General features: G+C 60.3%; 15 protein-coding genes and 1 pseudogene. 7 read left to right on the top strand and 9 right to left on the bottom strand.

The genetic code is table 11. The features are described 5' to 3' along the window. The first annotated feature begins 158 nt into the window (after positions 1-158). Positions 159-1679, top strand: coding sequence for an aldehyde dehydrogenase (gene adh / locus ACYPXD_RS30060; RefSeq protein WP_459720421.1), 1521 nt, complete (start codon positions 159-161; stop codon positions 1677-1679). Positions 1680-1818: 139 nt separating this feature from the next. Then, positions 1819-2198, top strand: a pseudogene (locus ACYPXD_RS30055) (DUF779 domain-containing protein). 12 nt (positions 2199-2210) lie between these two features. Here the strand turns inward: ACYPXD_RS30055 and eutC are convergent. Both eutC and ACYPXD_RS30045 read right to left on the bottom strand, forming a co-directional pair. Beyond that, the gene (gene eutC, locus ACYPXD_RS30050; RefSeq protein WP_459720416.1) at positions 2211-3038 is read right to left on the bottom strand and encodes an ethanolamine ammonia-lyase subunit EutC; all 828 of its coding nucleotides are present in this window, start codon (positions 3036-3038) and stop codon (positions 2211-2213) included. Continuing rightward, complete coding sequence (locus ACYPXD_RS30045) at positions 3035-4435, bottom strand: ethanolamine ammonia-lyase subunit EutB (protein ID WP_459720411.1); 1401 nt, start codon at positions 4433-4435, stop codon at positions 3035-3037. Before ACYPXD_RS30045 ends, eutC begins: the two co-directional genes overlap by 4 nt. A gap of 478 nt (positions 4436-4913) precedes the next feature. On the opposite strand from ACYPXD_RS30045, the gene ACYPXD_RS30040 reads away from it, so the two are divergent. Further along, complete coding sequence (locus ACYPXD_RS30040) at positions 4914-5900, top strand: fatty acid desaturase (protein WP_459720408.1); 987 nt, start codon at positions 4914-4916, stop codon at positions 5898-5900. A 30-nt stretch (positions 5901-5930) separates the two neighbouring features. Here the strand turns inward: ACYPXD_RS30040 and ACYPXD_RS30035 are convergent, their stop codons facing one another. Then, positions 5931-10691, bottom strand: a complete 4761-nt coding sequence (locus ACYPXD_RS30035) for a DUF3320 domain-containing protein (RefSeq protein WP_459720404.1) — start codon at positions 10689-10691, stop codon at positions 5931-5933. A 344-nt stretch (positions 10692-11035) separates the two neighbouring features. Beyond that, positions 11036-11767: an ABC transporter substrate-binding protein gene (locus ACYPXD_RS30030; protein ID WP_459720401.1), complete on the bottom strand. Its 732-nt coding sequence runs from the start codon at positions 11765-11767 to the stop codon at positions 11036-11038. Between the two features lie 281 nt (positions 11768-12048). Between ACYPXD_RS30030 and ACYPXD_RS30025 the strand changes: the two genes are divergently transcribed. Further along, positions 12049-12903: an AraC family transcriptional regulator gene (locus ACYPXD_RS30025; protein ID WP_459720398.1), complete on the top strand. Its 855-nt coding sequence runs from the start codon at positions 12049-12051 to the stop codon at positions 12901-12903. 76 nt (positions 12904-12979) lie between these two features. Here ACYPXD_RS30025 and ACYPXD_RS30020 read toward each other — a convergent pair whose 3' ends face one another. Continuing rightward, positions 12980-13321, bottom strand: coding sequence for a DUF1634 domain-containing protein (locus ACYPXD_RS30020; RefSeq protein WP_459720394.1), 342 nt, complete (start codon positions 13319-13321; stop codon positions 12980-12982). Beyond that, complete coding sequence (locus ACYPXD_RS30015) at positions 13318-14184, bottom strand: sulfite exporter TauE/SafE family protein (RefSeq protein WP_459720390.1); 867 nt, start codon at positions 14182-14184, stop codon at positions 13318-13320. The genes ACYPXD_RS30020 and ACYPXD_RS30015 overlap by 4 nt, the downstream gene beginning before the upstream one ends. A 154-nt stretch (positions 14185-14338) precedes the next feature. Between ACYPXD_RS30015 and ACYPXD_RS30010 the strand changes: the two genes are divergently transcribed. After that, positions 14339-15118: a GntR family transcriptional regulator gene (locus ACYPXD_RS30010; RefSeq protein WP_459720387.1), complete on the top strand. Its 780-nt coding sequence runs from the start codon at positions 14339-14341 to the stop codon at positions 15116-15118. 77 nt (positions 15119-15195) lie between these two features. On the opposite strand, the gene ACYPXD_RS30005 is transcribed toward ACYPXD_RS30010, so the two are convergent. Both ACYPXD_RS30005 and ACYPXD_RS30000 read right to left on the bottom strand, forming a co-directional pair. Continuing rightward, positions 15196-16545, bottom strand: a complete 1350-nt coding sequence (locus ACYPXD_RS30005) for an MFS transporter (RefSeq protein ID WP_459720384.1) — start codon at positions 16543-16545, stop codon at positions 15196-15198. Between the two features lie 209 nt (positions 16546-16754). Next, a complete protein-coding gene (locus tag ACYPXD_RS30000) occupies positions 16755-18182 on the bottom strand; it encodes an SLC13 family permease (RefSeq protein WP_459720381.1) in 1428 nt (475 codons plus the stop codon). An 89-nt stretch (positions 18183-18271) separates the two neighbouring features. On the opposite strand from ACYPXD_RS30000, the gene ACYPXD_RS29995 reads away from it, so the two are divergent. Beyond that, positions 18272-19087 (top strand): AraC family transcriptional regulator, encoded by an 816-nt coding sequence (locus ACYPXD_RS29995; RefSeq protein WP_459720378.1) that lies wholly within the window; start codon positions 18272-18274, stop codon positions 19085-19087. A 43-nt stretch (positions 19088-19130) separates the two neighbouring features. Here the strand turns inward: ACYPXD_RS29995 and ACYPXD_RS29990 are convergent, their stop codons facing one another. After that, positions 19131-20159, bottom strand: coding sequence for an alpha/beta fold hydrolase (locus ACYPXD_RS29990; RefSeq protein WP_459720375.1), 1029 nt, complete (start codon positions 20157-20159; stop codon positions 19131-19133). 265 nt (positions 20160-20424) lie between these two features. On the opposite strand from ACYPXD_RS29990, the gene ACYPXD_RS29985 reads away from it, so the two are divergent. Continuing rightward, complete coding sequence (locus ACYPXD_RS29985; protein WP_459720372.1) at positions 20425-21402, top strand: LysR substrate-binding domain-containing protein; 978 nt, start codon at positions 20425-20427, stop codon at positions 21400-21402. The last annotated feature ends 43 nt before the right edge of the window (positions 21403-21445 follow it).

Raw genomic sequence — 21445 nt, 5'->3', positions numbered from 1 at the left:
CGTGCAGGTATGCGAAACAACTATGCATTGCAACGGTGCCCGATGCACCGCGATCAATCCTGGCTTGCGTCGATTGGCATGGTTCTGGCGTGACGAGCGCGCGGCTAACGCTGTAAGGCTGCCGCCCCAAACAATCGACACATGTGAGGAGCATTCAGATGAATCATGCGGAAATGCAGTTTCTGAGCACCGATTACCCGTACAAAAAGCAGTACGCGAATTTTATCGGCGGCCAATGGGTGAAGCCGGCCGGTGGCGAGTACTTCGACAATATTTCGCCGATCACCGGCGAAGCGTTCACGTCGATTCCGCGCTCGCGCGAAGCGGACATCGAGCTCGCACTCGACGCCGCGCATCGCGCGAAAGCGAGCTGGGGCAAAACCTCCGCCACCGAGCGCGCGAATATCCTGAGCAAGATTGCCGACCGCATGGAAGCCAATCTGGCCCGTCTCGCCGTGGCGGAGACGATCGACAACGGCAAGCCGCTGCGCGAATCGATGGCCGCCGATATCCCGCTGGCGATCGACCACTTCCGCTATTTCGCGAGCTGCATCCGCGCGCAGGAAGGCTCGATCTCGCAGATCGATGAAGACACCGTCGCCTATCACTTTCACGAGCCGCTTGGCGTAGTCGGGCAGATCATTCCGTGGAATTTCCCGATCCTGATGGCGGTGTGGAAGCTCGCGCCCGCGCTTGCCGCCGGCAATTGCGTGGTGCTGAAGCCCGCCGAGCAGACACCGGCTTCGGTGCTCGTGCTGATGGAGCTGATTCAGGACTTGCTGCCGCCTGGCGTCATCAACGTGGTGAACGGCTTCGGTCTCGAAGCGGGCAAGCCGCTCGCGTCCAACAAACGCATCGCGAAGATCGCGTTCACCGGCGAGACGACGACCGGCCGGCTCATCATGCAGTACGCGAGCCAGAACATCATTCCGGTCACGCTCGAACTGGGCGGCAAGAGCCCGAATATTTTCTTTGCCGATGTGATGGATCACGACGACAGCTTCTTCGACAAGGCACTCGAAGGCTTCGCGATGTTCGCGCTGAATCAGGGCGAGGTCTGCACGTGTCCGTCGCGCGTGCTGATCGAAGAGAAGATTTACGACAAATTCATCGAGCGCGCGGTGAAGCGCGTCGCGGCCATTTCGCAAGGACATCCGCTCGACGCGAAGACGATGATCGGCGCGCAAGCGTCGCAGGAACAGCTCGAGAAAATCCTCTCGTATATCGACCTCGGCAAACAGGAAGGCGCGCAATGCCTGATCGGCGGCGAGCGCAACACGCTCGACGGCGAGCTTAGCAAAGGCTATTACGTCAAGCCGACCGTGTTCCGCGGCAGCAACAAGATGCGCATCTTCCAGGAAGAGATCTTTGGGCCGGTTGTTTCGGTAACCACATTCAAGAACGAAGATGAGGCACTCGACATCGCGAACGACACGCTGTACGGACTCGGCGCCGGTGTGTGGACGCGCGACGGCACGCGCGCGTATCGCTTCGGCCGGCAGATTCAGGCTGGACGTGTGTGGACCAATTGCTATCACGCTTACCCGGCGCACGCGGCATTCGGCGGCTACAAGCAATCGGGTATCGGCCGCGAAACGCACAAGATGATGCTCGACCACTATCAGCAGACGAAGAACCTGCTCGTCAGCTATAGCGACAAGGCGTTGGGATTCTTTTAAGCGCTGATCGCTTCTCTCGCTGATCGTCTTGTTGTCCGCTTTAGTTGCCCCCTTTGTTTGTCCGCTTTGTTTGTCCGCCTTATTTGTCCATAGGCAGGCCGCCGCGGCGGTGGCCTGCTTCTTTTTACCGGGGAAACGAATGTCTGTTGAACGTGTAGTCGCGACGGATCCCGCCATTTCGCTGATTCAAAAGCTGGCCGCTGAACACGGTTCGATTCTGTTTCATCAATCGGGCGGATGCTGCGACGGCAGCGCGCCGATGTGTTTTCCGACGAGCGAATTCCTGGTGGGCGCGTCCGATGTGAAGCTGGGCGCGATCGCCGGCGTGCCGTTTTATATGAGCGAATCGCAGTTCGAGTACTGGCAGCACACGCAGTTGATTATCGACGTGGTGCCCGGTAACGGCGGGATGTTTTCGCTCGAACGGCCCACGGGCCTGAGATTTCTGACGCGCTCGCGGCTCTATGACGATGCGGAAAATGGCTTGCCACGCATCCGGTGGAACGAGCCGACGCTTGAACGAGATTTTTTTTAGTGCGCGTTGAGCGTGTTGGGTGTGTCGCCACCGCTGCCGGCAAGAGGCATTGCATCGCCGGCCGTCGGTGCGTCTTCAAGCAGTGCATCGCTTTCGTCTTTTAGTCCGACACCGGTCAATTCAAGGCGACGCGCGTGCGTGAGCAGATAGTGCAGCTTATGCGCGGCGGCGTCGAACTTCAGCCCCTCAGGGCGCACGTTGGAAATGCAGTTGCGCTGCGCATCACTGCAGCCGACTTTCGGCGCGTAGGTCAGATAGATGCCAAGGCTGTCCGGCGAGCTCAGGCCGGGCCGCTCGCCGATCAGCATCACCACGATGCGCGCGCGCAGTAATTCGCCGATTTCATCGCCTAAGGCGACGCGCGACTGACGGGCCACGACGATCGGACCGATTGTCCAATCCTGCTCAAGCCTCGCGTGAATCGCCTGCAGCATTGGAATCGATTGCTTCGATGCCGCGAATGCGGAGAGCCCGTCGGCAATCACAAACACGACATCGGGCTCTTCGGACGTCGCCTTCGATAACACCTCGCGGCTTTCATCGGACAGCCTACGCCCGAGATCGGGCCGCCGCAAATAGTGTTCGCGGTCCGGCGCCGCGCTATGAACATCGAGCGTCGCGGCAAATCCATGTGCGCGCAGTCGCTCATGCAGCGCGTCTGCGTCGAGCGGATGATGGACTGCATCGCGCGCTTGCGCGTGCGACAGGTTGAACGCAAGCAGTGGAGCCGTCGGCACGCTGTTGCCCGCGCGCCCCAGTGCAATGCGTGCGTGGGTGAAAGCGCGCAACGCATCCCACGGATTTTTCTCGACGGAATCGCTCATGGCACCGCTCCGACCCATTCGCGTGCGCCTTCGAGCAGCGGTTGCCGCGCGGCCGCGCTGTTCAGCAGCGCGCCGCGCTGATCGGTGATCCTCATCGATTCGAGCCATGCTTCGAACTCCGGCGCGCGCCGCAAGCCAAGCACTTCGCGCAGGTACAGCGAATCGTGAAACGACGTGCTCTGGTAGTTGAGCATCACGTCGTCGGCGCCCGGCACGCCCATGACGAAGTTGACGCCGGCGGCGCCGAGCAGCGTCAACAGGTTATCCATGTCGTCCTGATCGGCTTGAGCGTGGTTCGTGTAGCAGATGTCGCAACCCATCGGCACGCCGAGCAGCTTGCCGCAGAAGTGGTCTTCGAGGCCCGCGCGCGTGATCTGCTTGCCGTCGTACAGATACTCGGGCCCGATAAAGCCGACCACGGTGTTCGTCAAAAGCGGCTTGAACTGGCGCGCGACCGCGTACGCGCGCACTTCGCAGGTCTGCTGGTCGACGCCGTGATGCGCGTTCGCGGAAAGCGCACTGCCCTGTCCGGTTTCGAAATACATCACGTTATCGCCGACGGTGCCGCGCTTGAGCGACAGCGCCGCTTCGTACGCTTCCTGCAGCAGTGCAAGCGAAATGCCGAAGCTCGCATTGGCTTGTTCAGTGCCCGCAATCGACTGGAACACGAGGTCGACCGGCGCGCCCTTCTCGATCGCGGCAAGCGTGTTGGTCACGTGAGTCAGCACGCACGATTGCGTCGGTACCTGATAACGCTGGCGAAAGTCGTCGATCATCCGCAGCAGCTTCGTGATCGCGGCGAGACTGTCCGAGGCCGGATTGATGCCGATCACCGCATCGCCGCAGCCGTACATCAGACCGTCGAGCATCGAAGCGGCGATGCCTTTGACGTCGTCGGTCGGATGGTTCGGTTGCAGGCGCACCGACATATGGCCAGGCAAACCAATCGTGTTGCGAAAGCGCGTGACAACCGGACGCTTGCGTGCCGCGGCGATCAGATCCTGGTTGCGCATCAGCTTCGACACCGCCGCGACCATTTCGGGCGTAAGGCCCGCGGCAATGCGCTCGAGCGCGCGCGAATCCGCGCTCGCCGCGAGCAGCCAGTTGCGAAAATCGCCGACCGTCAGATGCGAGATTTCGGCGAAAGCGTCGGGCGAATGCGTATCGACGATCAGCCGCGTGACTTCGTCGCTTTCATAGGGAATCAGCGCTTCGTTGAGGAATGTGCGCAACGGCACGTCGGCGAGCGCCATTTTGGCGGCGACGCGTTCTTCTTCGCTCGCCGCCGCCACACCGGCGAGCTGGTCGCCGGAGCGCAGCGGGCTCGCTTTCGCGAGCAAGGTCTTCAGGTCGGCGAAGCGGTAGGTGCGCGCGCCGATCCTCTCCGTAAAGCTCATCGTTGCACTCCCTCTCTGGCATCGGCCGGCGCCGCGCAGTCTGTGCCGCCGCGCATGCCAGCGATGCTGCCACGATAGCGCCAAATACCGGGATCGTCACGCGGTTTGCTGGCAAGCCGCCGCGCGCGAACACAGCGCCCGTCGATACCGGCACGGCCGCGCATGGAAACCATGGGTAGCGGACATAGCCGACATAGCCGACGTAACCGACGTAACCGACGTAACCGACGTAACCGATGTAACCGATGTAACCGATGTAACCGATGTAACCGATGTTACGAGGGCGGCAGTATCCACGTTATCGAAATTCGGCAAATTTTCGGGTGAGCGTTTCCAGGATTTCAACGGATCGCGTGAGTCGCTTCGGTACGACGTATTCATTTTCCTGTCCTTGAAGTGTGCGAGCGTACGAGGGCTTTAGGCTGGAGGAACTCGTTTATCCGCCGGCCATAGCGACTACTCACAAGGAATGCGGCAAATGAATCGAACAAGATCAGCCCACGAGGCTGCTAAAGATGCATCGCCGGGCGGCCCGCCGTCCGGCGTCGGGGTTTCAGCCAATCTGGCTTTGATTGCGCTTGTCGTGCTCGCGATGGGCATCGAACTCGCCGGAATGGCGCTGCTGCTTCAGCACACGGGCACGGCCGCACTCGGCCTGATCGTGCCGGTCGTGCTGCTCACGCCCACGCACTGGGGTCTCATTCATGAGTCGATTCATGGTCAATTGCTGCCGCGGCACACGGCCAACGAAAACGTCGGACGCCTGCTTTCCATTTTGCTTGCACTGCCTTTCGATGCCGTTCGCTTCGGACATCTGATGCATCACCGCTTCACGCGCGAACCGTACGATCAGCCCGATATCCACCACGCCGGCGAGCGGCGCTGGCTTGCACGGCTTCGATATCTGGCAATGCTGTGCGGCGGGTTCTATCTGATCGAACTGCTGTCGCCCTGCATCGCGTTTCTGCCGGTCAAACTCGTCCAGCGTCTGTTACACGACGGGTTCAATGCGAACGGTGAGCAAGGCGACGAGATCCGTCGGCGCTTTGTCGACTTCGCGAGCGCCGAGCGTAGACGCAAACAGACGCGACTCGATTTCCTCGCGACGCTCGCGATTTACGGCGCGGCGTTCGCGTTATATGGCCGCTGGTGGCCCGTGCTGGTGTTGATCTGCTATTTGCGCGGCATATGGATCTCACTTGCCGACAACATGCCGCATTACGGCGTCGCGCTCGACCGTCCCGGCCGCGCGCACAATTTCAGGCTTGCGCGCGGATGGCGGATCGTGGTGATGAACCATCATCTGCACGGCCTGCATCATCTGCACCCGACGTTACCATGGTCGGCGCTGCCGCGGCTCGCGGCAGGTGCGGAAGATGCCAGTGCGATGGGTGATGGCGATGGGTATTTCAGCGCGTTGGGGCGGCAGTTTCGTTGGCCGAATCAGCGCGCGTCCGATGTATAGACAAAGGCGCGCGGCTCGTACGCTCTACCGTCATGACGGCGATGACATACGGTAGATATTTCCGCTCATCAACACAGCGCCGTCTCGCTGTAGTGAATCCAACTGCAAAAGAACCGCTTCCCGCAACTGGGCGCTTACCGTACCAAAGCCGAGGAGGCGGCCAACGGCTGAAGGCACTTCGTCCCGATGCCCACCCAGGTTTTCGCGTAAAACGGAACCAATCGCTTCCCTGATCTCTAACGGCGGCAGATACTCAGGCTTGCGCAATGTAGCCGATCCCACCTGCGTCCGGTCGCGCACACGTATTGGTCGCCCCGGTATATCGAGGAAGTGATTGTCCGTCGTCGCGGCCAAGTCAGTCACGAGAACTTGTCGCGCGCGGTCGAGCACTTCGCGGATACGGTTCCCCGCTCGCTGCAAGCCCCACAAGGTTCGGATTCGCGTAACGACCTCATCGAAATGAATAGGGCCTTCAACGTCTACCACCTGCCGCATCAACTCTGCCAGTCGTGTGATTGGCACCTCATGCAACTCCTGATGATTCGGCACATCAACGGCTGCTTCTTGGTAAGGAATGGTTGCACGACGCGTGGAGTCTATTTGCAGAAGCGAAGCATCCTCACGGTCAACGATAATTTGCATCGCGCCGGGTTTCGAGCGTTCCATGTCTTTGCGCGATTCGAGTTCCGCCTTTGCTGCAATGACTGCGGTCTTAACCTTTTCCAATTCGATTTTCGGCTGCCTGAACCAATCCGTACTCCAGATACGGTGAAGAATCCAGCCATGGTCTTCCAGCACCGATTGCCGCAGGCGGTCGCGATCGCGAGCAGACCGGGAAGCGTGATAGCTCGCCCCATCGCACTCGACCCCGAGTAAATACCGACCGGGGTTGTCTGCGTCGACAATGCCAAGGTCAATAAAGAATCCAGCTATGCCTACCTGCGGATGTACAGTCAGACCCTCCGCGCTCAAAGCCTGCAAGACTTCCTCTTCGAATACCGAGTCGAGATCGCGCCCGCTTTGAGTGGCGAGCGTAAGCCGCCCCGTTGCTGCGTAGCCGAGAAATACTTTTAAAGCGGCTACGCCCTTGCCCTTTGCACGTTCCAAGTCGATATCGTCCGCCGTGATCGAAGAGAAGACTTCGCAGCGAAGTTTGGCCCGTGAAATCAGTACATTCAGACGGCGTTCTCCCCCGTCGAGGCTCACTGGGCCAAACCGCATCGGCAAAGGCGCGCGTGAATCGCCAGCGGTGCTTCTTGCATACGCGACCGAAATGAAGATGACGTCTCGTTCGTCGCCTTGCACGTTTTCGAGGTTCTTGATAAAGAACGGTTCGTCCGGATGACCGGTAAAAAACGGTTCAACTTCCGGGTGCTGACGTCGTAAGAGTTCAAGTTCGTCCTGAATGGCGATCTTTTGCTGCAGCGAAAATGCCGCAACGCCCAAGCTCATCTGCGGCGCAGTTTTGGCGTGTCCAATGACTGCGCGGGCTATCGCGCGCGCCTCCTCACGATTGACACGCGCACCACCACTGTCAAATGTCCCGTTAGCAATGTGATTGAACCGCAGCCCCATTCCAGACGAAGACGTATGCGGGCTCGGCACGATGAAAAGCTGGTTTTTGTAGAACTCCTGGTTCGAAACAGCTATCAGCGATTGATGGCGGCTCCGATAATGCCAGCGCAGCATCATCTGCGGCATCCCTTTAGCGATACAGAGGCTAAGAATGCTCTCCACGTCCGCAGCATTGGCGAGATACGATTCTTCATCTTCGGAGGTCTCGACGTCCGAGGTCATCCGGGAGAAGAAGCGTGTCGGTGGCAACTGGCGGTCATCGCCGACCACAACGAGTTGCCTGCATCGCGCTATTGCGCCCAACGCGTCGACCGGCTCGATCTGACTCGCCTCGTCAACTACGAGGAGATCAAATTCGACAGCGCCCGGCTCCAAAAATTGAGCCACCGATAGCGGACTCATCATGAATACCGGTTTTATTGTCTGCACTGCAGCACCCGCCAGCTTGAAAAGACGCCGCAAAGGCATGTGGCCGCGCTTACGGGCAATTTCCCCATTCAGCGCGCCCATCGGACCGATACCACTATTTCCCCGCGGTATCTTCTCGTAATGCGCTAGCGCAGTCTCTGCGCGAGCCAGTTCGATGCGTCGCTTGTCGAGCGAACGGAAGGCTTCGACCGACTCGCTATGCAGGTCGCCGTCGAAGGTAGCGACAGTACTGTCATGTTGGCTCAGCGCGCGCAACATCTGTTCGTAATAGGCACGCTCGAAAAAACGTTCAAATCGGTCAAGCTCAATCACGCCGAGTTCAAATTGAGCGGCAAGTTCGGCCAGTCCTTCGGTTTGTGCTTTTGTGCGAACAGCGACGTATTGCACCCAATCAAAGAGCACTTCCGGCGATGCAGCCCAGCTTTGCAGGCGGTTCTGAAGCCCGTCGAATGTCACTGCGGTTAGATCAGAAACGCCGAAAGCTACCGGCAAGTCGAGTGCGTAGGCAGAGAAGAGTGCCGTCAGGCTGCCTTCGAGTGCCTTAAGCTTTCCACTCAGTGCTGTTCCCAGTTCCGCGCATTGCTCTGGCGAGGGAAGACTTGAATATAGAGTGCGGAAGGCTTCAGACAACCCCTTTCCATCTTGGCCCGACATCCATTTGACGACCGCAGCCAATTGCTGCCAATCGCTTGCCTCACCTTTCCACAGGCTCCCGAATGCGGCTTGGCCGTCCCGATCCCGATCTGCGATCGCCTTTCGATGTTCCTGGGATTGGATGATGTCGTCCAGAAGGGCGACCCGGTCGCGATACGATTTGGGTAACGGGGCCTTCGTGTGCGACTTGACCTTTGACATGGCATGTCGATAGGCACCCGAAAATACTCGGAAGATCGAATCGCCATGTGCCGCAATATGCCGGCGGCACGATTCGACATCCTCCTTCCAAGCGGACTCGGCAAACGTGGACTGTAGCTTCGCGTGAGATGCATCGAACTGCTTCCCGTGCTGAACGAGTTGCTCAAGTGCCGTTAACCCACTCGCCCAGATTCCTGACGCGACCGTGGCACGATCGAGGGTGGGTGCCGCACCGATTTGTCGACTGAGTTCGAGTTGCTCGATCAATTCGCCCATTGTTTTCGCTAGCGGCAAACCAAGTGACGTGGCAAATGCTGCGCTGTCAGCAAGCAGTAGCGACACATCTTTTTGTCTTAGCTGAACCTGACCGATCAGACGCTCGGCGTCCAGACGCAGCAGCGAGGTTAATCCGACACCACGCCAAGCGTGTCCGCCGACGCCACCGAGCTTCGCAGCCTTTATGACGAAGTCATGCACGAGAGCTTTACGCGCACGATAGGTGTCCTCAGCCCAGCTTTCCGGACTGTCGAGCAACACCGGCAAGCCTGACAAGCTCACATCGGCCAAGCGAACCAACTGACCGACGATCTGAAAGGGAGTCCTGCGGCACTCACCGAAGGAGGCATGCATTGCGGCCGCATAGCCATTCAATCGACGACGTATCGATTCAAGTTCACTAATGATCTCGTCGCGCGACGCGATCTTGGGTCGTCCAAGATCTCTTGTCGCCTTGATCTCCTCAAGCACGCGTCGTTTATTTGCGTGATGACTGTGCAACTCGAGACACGCCGGGCTCAACCCAATAGCAGTTAGTCGACGAAAAACCACCTCCAGCGCGGCCATCTTTTCGGACACGAAGAGCACGCGTTTCCCGTCGGCAATCGCTGAGGCAATGACATTGGTGATTGTTTGCGACTTACCTGTCCCTGGAGGTCCCTGGATAACCAGATGTCCTCCTCGACGCACCGCCTCAATGGCGAGCGACTGAGAACTGTCCGCGTCGACGACGTGCTTTTGCTCTGCCACGCTTACGACGTCGTCAACTACCGTATCCTCCGGAAACAGTTCGCCCGTCGCGGGAAATCCCTCGTGCATCGCGGCCACGATCAGTTCGTGCTCGTCGATTCGTTTGTGCGCCGGCCAGTTGGCAGGATCAAGATCTCGGTACATCAAGAACTTGGCGAAACTGAAAAAGCCGAGCGCCATCGCGTTCGGGCGGACTTCCCACGCCGACTGCGACGATATAACCGAAGCAACGCGGTCCAGATAAGCAACCGGATCGAAATCATCACCCGTTTGAAACTCCGGGAGGATGAGCCCAAAATCCGCCTTGAGCTTTGCAGCTAGAGATAGATTCTCTGCGGCGTCTTCCTGCAACCACTGAAGGTGGAAGCGCTCGGCCGCGCTCTTGCGCTCAAGCGACACTGGTAACAAAATGAGCGGCGCATAACGTTCGGTCTCCGGTGAATTGACGTCAAACCATTTCAATTGCCCGAGAGCCAGATAAAGGATGTTGACGCCTTGCTCTTCGATGAACGTACGAGCGTCGTAATACATTTCCAGCAGACGATGTTGAAGCTTGTCCGACGCGAGCTTCGTTTGAAGCCTGAGGTCGCGATGACGACTTGCTACGCCGGCTTCATCATCAGGATCGTCGGCCGGTTGAGGCAATGAAACGCCGCTTTCGTCGTCGCCAGGCTCGGACTCTGCTGTTCCATCCTCGCCGCTTCTTTCACTTGCTTTACCCGGCAGGAAGGTCATATTTCGACCTTCGGCGACAAGCAGACGATAAACCTCGGGGGTCAATTCGTCGTATATGTTGATTAGCTTGCTGGAAGCACGCTTTGGGAGGCTAAGCAAACGATTGCGTGTGGATAAATCGAGCAATGTCTGTCGGCTCTTTTCGAGTTTATTTGCGATGGTTTCGGCCATGATCATTCACACGAATGCGGGTGACGTTTGATTTGCACCCCGTATCGTATTATTTTTTTCGTGTAAAGAAACTAGTTATTGAGCGAATCTTACGAGATTCGACAACTTGCCTTATTTTTGACATGGAGCGATCGTCGCTCGCGGATTGGATCCGTTTGTAATCGTTTATGCGTAGTCGAGCCGACAAAGTCTTTAAGCTTGACGCGCTCGACATACGTTTTATGCAAATGTCATGATTTACATCGCTGGCTCAATGCGAATTCGATATCACCGACGCCGGTCACTGAGGGGCACGCGTCGCGCGACACAAGCATAAATCTCAGTGCTATCGAAATTGTCAAAGCTCAAGCCGCCGGCGCCACCGACGCGCCGTTAATCCCGTGACGCGCAAGCGCCGCCGCCACGAACCCACTGCGCTTCTGGTCCTCGACATAGGCGCGAAGGAAAGCGGCAGCCTCGTCGCCGCGGCTCTTCGGCACGCCCATGGCCTGCTGGATCACCATAAAGCGCTCGTTGAGCAACCGCAGTCCCGCGGTGCGCGCGGCGTCGGCTTCGAGTTGCTGCTTGACGCCCGCCGCCACGTCGAGCGCCTGATCGAGGAACGTCTGCACGACGGCCGGCGAACTCGGCGCGCGCACGATCGTCGCCTGCTTCAGTTCGCGCGTGAGGAACAGATCGTATGCACTACCGAGCCCTACCGCGACGCGATTCGTCGATACATCGACCTCGTCGTTTCGACGAATCGGCGAGGCGTCGCGCACAAGATAGTAGCCCTCGATCAGCACATAAGGCGCCGTGAATGCGATGCTCGCGCCGCGCAACGGATCGATCGCGAAGAAGCCGACATCGGCGCGTTCGTCCGATACCGCCTCGACGGACTTGCCCGCCGTATCGAATACGACGAGTTCGATCTCCACGCCAAGCCGCTCCGCAAGCGCGCGTGCGAGATCGACGGAGACGCCGCCGGGCTCGCCTGTCTGCGGGTTGCGATTCGCAAGAATCGGATTGCCGAGGTTAATCGACGCGCGCAGTTTTCCTTTGGGCGCGAAAGCGGAACGGACGGTATCTGGGTTCATGGGTCGAATGCGGTTCGTAAGGGAAGGTGGGCGCACCCAAGGTGCAACGGCAACGGCTTCGAGTACTACGCACACGCGATGTTACGTTACGCGCCCGCCCGCCGTGTTTAAGAAACGCTCGTTTCCAATTCGGCACCGTCGAATCTACGCGCCGCGGCGCCTCATGTGTTTGCACGTATCGCGGCATGCATGTGCATTTACGCACCACGCAAACTCCGCAGGATTTGTTAAATCGACTCGTGCTACCTTGCTTTCAACCCGATTACCGCTCGCGTGCCCTCATGAACGATCAGAGCCATCAGTCCCGCTATCTCGCGCGGCTGCAGCGCGTGCTGGACTACATCTACGACCATCTCGACGAACCGCTCGATATGGACCGGCTTGCGCGGATCGCGTGCTTATCGTCATACCACTGGCACCGCATCTATCAGGGTTTGTACGGCGAGACGATCGCAACGACGGTGCGGCGTCTGCGGCTTCATCATGCGGCGGGTCTGCTCGCGAACGGTACGCAACCGATCGCCGAAATCGCAACGCAGTCCGGTTATGGCAGCTTGCAGTCGTTCACGCGCACATTTCGCGCGGTGTATGGGATGCCGCCTGCGCGGTATCGGAAGGAAGGGAGTCATCGCCGGTTTCGGCCGGTCATTTCTGGAGGTGCTGAAATGGAACATCGAGACGTGGAGATACGCGACGTACCGGCGATGGAAGTCGTGTCGATCGAGCACGTGGGCGACTATATGCAGATCGGTAAGGCCTTCGATGCGCTCGCGGGCTGGCTCGCCGCGCGCGACCTGCTGACCGACGATATGCGGATGATCGGCATCTACTACGACGATCCGGGCGTCGTCGCGAAGGAGCAGTTGCGCGCGAAAGCGGGCGCGTGGCTGCCGCGGCCGGTCGAGGTGTCGGCGCCGTTCGGTATCACGCCGGTGCGCGGCGGCCGGTATGCGGTGCTGCGTCACAAAGGTCCGTATAGCGACATGCACGCGGCCTATGAGTGGCTGTTCGGCGAATGGCTCGTCAAGTCCGGGCACGAAGCGGATGACGCGCCGGTGTTCGAGGAGTATCTGAACGACCCGAAGCATACGGCCCCGGCCGATTTGCTGACGGAGATTTATGTGCCGCTGCGTTGAGGTGTGACCAAAGGCTAAGGGCCGCGGCTAAGGACCGCGGCCAACGCCAAGCGGTGCCGCCGGCCTCGACGATGGCTTATCCGCCGACGGGCCCAAGCCAGATTCCAAGCGCGCAGCCTGCCGCAATGATCGTCAGCACCGTCGCCGCGATCGCGACATATCGACGGTTTCGCTGCCGCGCGAAGACGACGAGCATCAGCGTGACGCGCAGAATCGGCAGCAGCACGAACAGGCCCACGCCCGCCGTGATCACGTTCGCGCCCCACGGCGCCTGTTTCGCTTGCAACATACCGGCGCCGGTCGCGGCATTCAGCACGAGACCGGCGCCGATCACCGCGCACGCCACCCACGTGCCGTATTGAAGCAGCGCCGCTAGCCAACGGTCCAGCTGCGGCAGAGAAAATCGCGGCGCGTTCATGGATGGACCGACGCGGTGAGATCGACCCCAAAGCCTTGCAGCAGCATCGTGCAGGCGACGAGCACGAGGACGCTCGTAAACAGCAGTCGCAGTTTTTCGTTCGACACCTTCATCAATACGCGTGCACCGATCACGGCGCCAATCACCGACCCCAGCGCGACCGGCCCCGCGATCGCACTGACGATCTCACCGCGCAGAAAGTAAGCGCCCGCACTCGCGGCCGCCGTCACGCCGATCATGAAGTTGGACGTGGCCGTGGACACCTTGATCGGCAAGCGCAGCGCGTGATCCATCGCGGGAATCTTGAGAATGCCGCTGCCGATGCCCAGCAGCGCGGACACGAGGCCCGCGACATACATCAACGAGAGACCGGCGGGAACGCGCCGCACTTCGTAGGCAACCTCGCACTTCAGACGCGGATCGCGATAACTCGAATGCAGATCGAGCGCCGCGGCAAGGCCGCCGCGCGAGACGGGCATCGCGCCCGCCACCGGATCCGTGCGGCGCAGATACATCTGCCATGCCGACACCAGCAGAACCACCGCGAACAGGAAATCGAGCGCGGCGACTGGAATCAGGCCCGCCACCAGCACGCCGGTCAGCGCGCCAAGTGTCGTGCCCGTTTCGAGCACCAGCGCGAGACGCACGTTGGTCAGGCCGTGCCGTAAAAAGTCGGCGGCGCCGCCGCAGGAGCACGCGATAACCGACACGATGCTTGCCCCGACCGCCGCATGCAGGTCGAAGTGAAACAGCACCACGAGCAGCGGCACGATAAACAGGCCGCTCGCCATGCCAAGCATGCCGCCGAGCGCGCTCGAGCCGAGGCCCGCGAAGAACAGCCAGAGTGTGGTGGTGAGACTCACGGTGCCCCGCGCTTGAAGTTCGATGTCATTATAACATGTTATAACAGGTCGAAAATCAAGCGCAACCCATGTTGACAGGTAACCGTCCGGCGGCTGAAACACCGATCGATTGCTATATCATCGCTACGCGACCACACCGCGCCAGCCACTTACCTTGCGACATTCGAAACCCACCACCGTAAAGAAGCGAGCCACGCGCGAAACCGGCGCGCCGGCGCCGCTTTACTCGCAGATCCGCGAGGCGCTGCGCGCCGAAATCGAACGCAAAGCGCTGGCGCCCGGTGCGCAGTTGCCGCCCGAAAGCGCATTGATGGAACAGTTCGGCGTCAGCCGCATCACCGTACGGCAAGCGCTCGCGCAATTGCAGACGGACGGCCTCGTGTTCAAGGTGCCCGGCAAAGGCACTTTCGTCAGCGAGCCGAACGCGACGCAGGAAATCAACCATCTGGAAGGGTTCGCCGAAGCGATGGGGCGGCAAGGGCGCGGCACGACCAACCGCGTGCTCTCGCATACGGTGACGCGTTGCAACGACATCGTCGCCGCGAAGCTCGGCATCGAGCCGGGCAGCTACGTGACCGAGATACGGCGCGTGCGCTATCTCGACAGACGACCGGTATCGCTCGATATCACGTATCTGTCAGTGGAAATAGGCGAGGTGCTCAGGGGCTCCGAAGCCCTTGTGACCCGCGACCTCTTTTCGATTCTCGAAGACGATATGAAAATCCGTCTGTGCTACGCAGATCTCGACATCGCCGCGATTTCCCCGGACGCGGCGATGCGCGAGATCCTCGAGATGCATGACGACAGCCCTTTGCTCAAGATCGAGCGCCTCACGCACAACGCGCAGAACGAGCCGGTCGATTTCGAGTACCTGTTCGTGCGCACTGACTATCTGCATTACACGTTACGGCTCGAGCGGAAGCGCAAAACTTAAGTGCGCTCAGTGCGCTCAGTGCGCTTACTGCGCTTACTGCGCTTACTGCGCTTAGTGTGCCTGGCGCACTCACGCCATCACGAACGCACGACGCTGCCTTCCTCGTGCGCATCCATCTCGCCGCTCATGGCCACCTCGAGCGCGCGATCGTGATGCAGCAGCAGCGCCGCGGCCATACCGACAAGCCCCGCGCCCGCAAGACAAATCAGGCCCGCGCCGAAACCGCCGGTACTGTCCTTGATCCAGCCCATTGCATACGGGCCGAAGAAGCCGGCGAGGTTGCCCAGCGAATTGATCGCGGCAATACCGCCGGCCGCGGCCGCGCCCGATAGAAACGCCGCGGGCAGTGTCCAGATAACGGGCAGACAGCCGAAAATCCCGAAGCCCGCAATCGACAGCGCGATCATCTTCAACACCGGACTATCGAGCCCCGCGGACGCCGCGATGCCGGCAGCCGCGACCAGCAGCGCGATACCGACGTGACGCTTGCGCTCGAGCTTGCGGTCCGAATGGCGTCCCCAGACGATCATGCTGATCACGCCGACGACATACGGCAGCGACGTGACGAAGCCGGTCTGCACGTTGCTGAGGCCAAACGACTTGACGATCTGCGGCAGAAAAAAGCTTAAGCCGTAGTTCGTCGCATTCGCACCGAAATAAATCAGCGCGATCGCGAGCACGCGCGGATTGAACAATGCCTGCTTCACGCTGAACGCGCGCACGGCCTCACGATGCTTGCGCTCATCCGCCTGGCGCGCGACGAGCCAATCGCGCTCGTCGGCGGCAAGCCAATGCGCGTCGGCCGGCTTGTCGGTCAGATAGAAGTACACAACAAACGCGAGCAGCAACGCGGGCAAGGCTTCGAGCAGATACAGCCATTGCCAGCCCGCCAGACCCGCGCGCCCGTCGAGCGACAGCAGCGCACCGGAAATCGGCGCGCCGATCACCGTGGACAGCGGAATCGCCGCCATGAAGTAACCGACCACGCGACCTCGATAGACCGCTGGAAACCACAACGTCAGCAGGAAAATAATGCCGGGAAAGAAACCCGCTTCGGCGATACCGAGTAAAACACGCAGTCCATAAAACACGTCTGTATGCGGCAGACCTGTATATTGGGAAATGTGTGGAATAAAGGCCATGGCCGCGGCGACGATACCCCACGTGAACATGATGCGTGCGATCCAGCGCCGCGCGCCGAAACGCTCGAGCAGCAGATTCGATGGGACTTCGAAGAAAAAGTAGGCAATGAAGAAAACGCCTGCGCCAAAGCCGAACTGCGACGCGGAGAAGCCGAGATCCTTGTTCATCTGCAGTGCTGCAAACCCGACGTTCACGCGATCCAGATACGCCACGAAATAGCAGACGATCAGGAACGGCACGAGCCGGGACATCACGCGCTTCATGGTGCGAGCTTCAAGATCCATCGGTGTCTCCTCCGAATTGGGATCGAGTGGGGATGCCTTTTAGCAGGAGACTACTCTTTGAAGGCTCGCGATAGAAGTGCGATTAGCGATTTCATGCGGGAAAACATGAGGGGCTATCTGTGACGCATGAATCTTGCTCGCGTGCACCGCACAGGCACTTTCAATCTGAAAGAAAGCGGCAAAGCGCGCACCACTATGACAGCTCCGGTTTAAGGCAGTGCACCGAGCACGCGCCACCAGAGAAGATCGAGCGGCAACACCGCGACGATCGTGATGGCCGCGAGTACGAGACACAGGCGTGCCCCCTCTTTCAACGACACGCCGCCCATATGCATCGCGATCATCATCGGCGGCGACTGATACGGCAGGATCACCGTCGAGAAAGCCGGTACCTGCAGCATCAGGACGGTGTACAGCGAAAGCCCGCTTGCGTGTGCGAGTTGGCCCGCCAGCGGCGTGAGCACCGCGGGTAGCGCCGGCAAGGTGGTGAGCATCGAAATCGCCATGCCGATCGCGACGATCAGCACAACGTTTTCGATCGGGTGCCCGGGTTCCATATGCGTCGCGTCAAGCAACAGATGCGCGGCCCACTGCCCTAACCCGCTTTCCGTAATCAAGGCGCCAAGGCCCAGAAAGCCCGCGACATAAATCAGCGGCGCGATATGCATGCCTTGATTGAAGTCTTGCGTCGACATGATGCGGGTTTGCGGCAGCAAGCACGCGACGCCCGCCGCAAGGCTGACCCACGCGGGTGAAATGCCGTGCCAGAAGTCTGTTGCATAGAACAGCAGCGACAACGCGAGCACCGCGGTCAGCATCTTTTCCGACGACGAAAACGGCTTGACGGTTCGTTCCGCGAGCGCCGTCTTGTCGATCCTGTCCGGATACAGCCAGCAGATCAGCACAATGATCAACACGGTTTTGAGCGCACCGAGCAGCGGAAAATGAAGCAGCAGATACGGCGCGTATTGCAGCTTGACACCGTAGAGTTGCTCGGCCGCGCCAAGCAATACCGAATTCGGCACGTTGGCGGGAAGCACCGACGTGGACGGCATATAACTGCCCGCCGCAACAGCCATCACGATGCCGGTGTGGCCGCGACGCCCGTGACTCAAGCCAAGGCGATCGGCCAGCACGAGTGCAATCGGCGTGAGGATCAGGATGCGGCCGGTCGTCGACGGCATGACGAATGCGAGCCCCACCGAAGCGAGCACGACGACAGCAACGTAATGGCGATACGTGTCGGCGCGCATCGACAATAGCTTGTCGCTCAGGCGCTGTGCGAGCCCGGTCGTGCGCACCGCAACGCCCGTAATGCTGCCGCCGAAAACGAGCCACCACGCCGGCGAAGTGAAGCCGCTAAACAGCGTTTCGGGCGGCGCGACGGCGAATAGCACGCCGAACAGAAAGAACAGCAGCGTCGTGACCGGTTCCTTGAAGAGGCCGAGCGCCCAGCTCGTCACCGTGAAGACCACGAGCACCGCGGCGCGAAACGTCGCGGGCGCAAAGCCGTGAACGGGCGACACGTAGCGGGTCGCCCCCAATGCCGCAATCAGAACGAGCAGCACGACGGCCGTGCCGATCTGCTCGCCGCTCCATCGCCTGTTTCCGACGACGGCTTTCCGCGCGTCGCTCATGGAGGTCTCCCACTTTCTGTTCGATCTGCTCATCGTAGACCGATTTAGAATGGCATCAAATCGTTTCCAGGCCAAAAACTTACGCTTTTATGCCACGCCAGCGAACTGCGTACGATCCCTATCCGAAGCACAAGCCGACGCCCGCCGAACCGGTCATCGTGCATCTACGGGTTCCGCCTGCGGACGGCGTGATCCCGTGGCACACGCACGCGTGGGGACAGCTTGTGTGTCCTCATCAAGGCAGCGTCCGGGTTAGCGTGCCAGGCATGATGTGGATCGTGCCGCGCTACCGCGCCGTGTGGATTCCGCCCGGCATCGAGCACGAAGTGGCGATGCTCGGCGAAGTGGACTTCCACGTGATGTATGTGGAGCCTCGCGCGCTTTCGCTGCCGCTCGACGCGTGCACGGTCATCGACGTGAGCCCGTTGATGCGCGAGCTCGTCAACGCGCTCGCAGACCATGCCATGCGCCAGGAAAGCCAGGAAAGCCAGCAAAGGCGGCGCCGCGCCGCGATGACGTTGCTGGTCGAAGAGATGCGCGAAGCGCGGACGTTGCCGCTCGGTTTGCCGTTACCGACGGAACGGCGGCTTAGAGCGCTATGCGTCGCGATGATGGAGGAGCCCGGCGCGGACAGGACGCTCGCTGAATGGGCACCGCATGTCGGCGCTAGCGCGCGGACGCTCGCGCGGTTATTTCATACCGAACTCCATACGAGCTTTGGAACATGGCGCCGGCAATTGCGGCTCGCGCGCGCCATCGATCTGATCAGTCGCGGCATGCCGCTCGCCGATGTAGCGATCGAAGTCGGCTATGCGAACCCGCCCGCATTCACGACGATGTTCAGGAATGCGCTGGGTTTTCCGCCGTCATATCTGGTGAATGCAGGGACAGCGGAGGACGCCTGATTCCGTCGCCCCCCCCACCACCGCATCACGGTTCACCTCGGCATCACAGATGCTGCACCTGCAAAACCGCATCGGCGAACGCCTTCGGCGCTTCCTGCGGCAGGTTGTGCCCGATGCCGCCGCTGATCGTACGGTGCTGATACTTGCCCGTGAACTTCTTCGCGTACGCCGACGGGTCCGGATGCGGCGCGCCGTTCGCGTCGCCTTCCATCGTGATGGTCGGCACCGAGATGGCCGGGAATGCCGCGAGTCGCTTTTCGAGGTCGTCGTATTTCGCCTCGCCCTGCGCGAGGCCCAGACGCCAGCGGTAGTTGTGAATCACGATCGCGACGTGGTCCGGGTTGTCGAATGCCTTCGCCGAGCGGTCGTACGTTGCATCGCTGAAGTGCCATTTCGGCGACGCAAGTTGCCAGATCAGCTTGTTGAAATCGTGCGTGTTCGCCGCGTAGCCCGCCTGGCCGCGCTCGGTTGCGAAGTAGAACTGATACCACCACGCGAGTTCGGCCTTCGGCGGAAGCGGCTTGCGGTTCGCTTCCTGGCTGCCGATCAGATAGCCGCTCACCGACACGAGCGCCTTGCAACGCTCCGGCCACAGCGCCGCGATGACGTCGCAGGTGCGACCGCCCCAGTCGTAGCCGGCAAACACGGCCTGATCGATTTTGAGCGCATCCATCAACGCGATGATGTCGACCGCGACGACCGCCTGCTGACCGTTGCGCGGCGTATCCGCCGACAGGAAGCGCGTCGTGCCGTAGCCGCGCAGATATGGAATGATCACGCGATAGCCGTGCGACGTCAGAATCGGCGCGACATCGACGAAGCTGTAAATGTCGTACGGCCACCCGTGCAGCAGGAAAACGACCGGACCGTCCTTCGGACCGGCGTCCACATAGCCGATGTTCAGCGTGCCTGCGTCGATCTGCTGGATCGAATCGAACGACGCATTGCTCGCGGCGGCATGCTTCGGGGCAGCGGCGTGAGCGAGATTGCCGAGGCCCAGTTCAAGCAGGCTCAAACCAGCGAGCGTGGTGCCGAGCAGCCGGCGACGGCGAACATTCACGGTATCGGACATGACCATTCCTCTTATCAGGTTTGTTAGAGAGACGCCGTGTGCATCGTGGCGGAAATGTTGCGTTATAGCCGAAAGAAACGCCCGGTTTATTTCCCAATGTATCCGCGCAATCTTCCGACACAAACAACCCGACACTGGCCGTCGCCGCTAGAGCATGCATCTTCGCCGTCAGACGTGCCGCTAGCAAGAGCAACAAAGTTCACATATCGTTGCCTGGCGAGCAACGCACAATGGCTGAAATTTGCCCCGGATTCGGAGAGGTTCGATGCGAGAGATCAACCAGCAACGGCTGCGCTATTTCAATGAGGTGCTGACGCACGGCACGATTCGCGGCGCGGCCGATAACCTGAACACGTCGCCGTCGGTCATCACGCGGCAGATCAGGCTGCTTGAAGAGGAACTCGGTGCGCTGCTGTTCGAACGGCAAGCGCGTGGCGTGCGGCCGACCGAAGCAGCGGCGCATCTGCTCGAGTTCTGGCACGGGTACCGGTCGCAACAGGAGAAGCTCGAAGATCAATTGCATGCGCTAAAAGGGCTGCAGACCGGCCACATCGAGATTGTCGTCAGCGAGGGGTTCGTCGATACGCTCGTCTCCGAAGTGCTGAGCCCGTTTTGCGCGCGCTATCCGAAGCTCGATATCGGCATGAATATGCTCGCCGTCGATGCGATTCTCGAAGAGGTCGCGGAAAGCCGCGCGCATATCGGGCTCGCCTACAATCCGCCGCCGCATCCGCAGATTGCGTATCGGGCGAGTTCGGCACAGCCGGTGGTGTTACTGCTGCGCAGCGACCATCCGCTGGCGCTGCAAAAGCGCGCGGCAACCGTCGACGATCTGCTTGCGTGGCCGCTTGCGGTGATGCCGTCGACGTTTGGCATCGGGCATGTCGTGAACATGCTGGAAGTCGCGGAAAACATCGAGCTTCGGCCGACGTTGGCGACCAATTCGTTGACCGCGTTGAAACGCGTGGTGATGGCCGGCGAGTTTGTCACCCTGATCGGCGAGTTCGCCGCGTATCGCGAGATGGCCAGCGGCGAACTGACCGCGCTGCCGATCATGCATCCGTTGTTTCAGGGAACGCACGCGCGATTGATCGTCAAGGAAGGACGGCCACTCGCGGCAGGGCCGTTGGAATTGATCAGGTGGATTGAGGAAAGGCTGCCGGTGTTTGCTGCTCAACAGGCCCCCAAGCCCGGCGGCCGGACGCGAACGCGCCGCCGTCCCGATCCGCACAGTCGTGCATAACGATCGGAACGGCGGCCGCTCACACCTCACCTGCACCTGTACC

This window comes from Paraburkholderia sp. 2C, from assembly GCF_054589215.1.
Note: the sequence above shows the minus strand (reverse complement) of the source record. Positions and strands in the feature narration are given on the sequence as shown.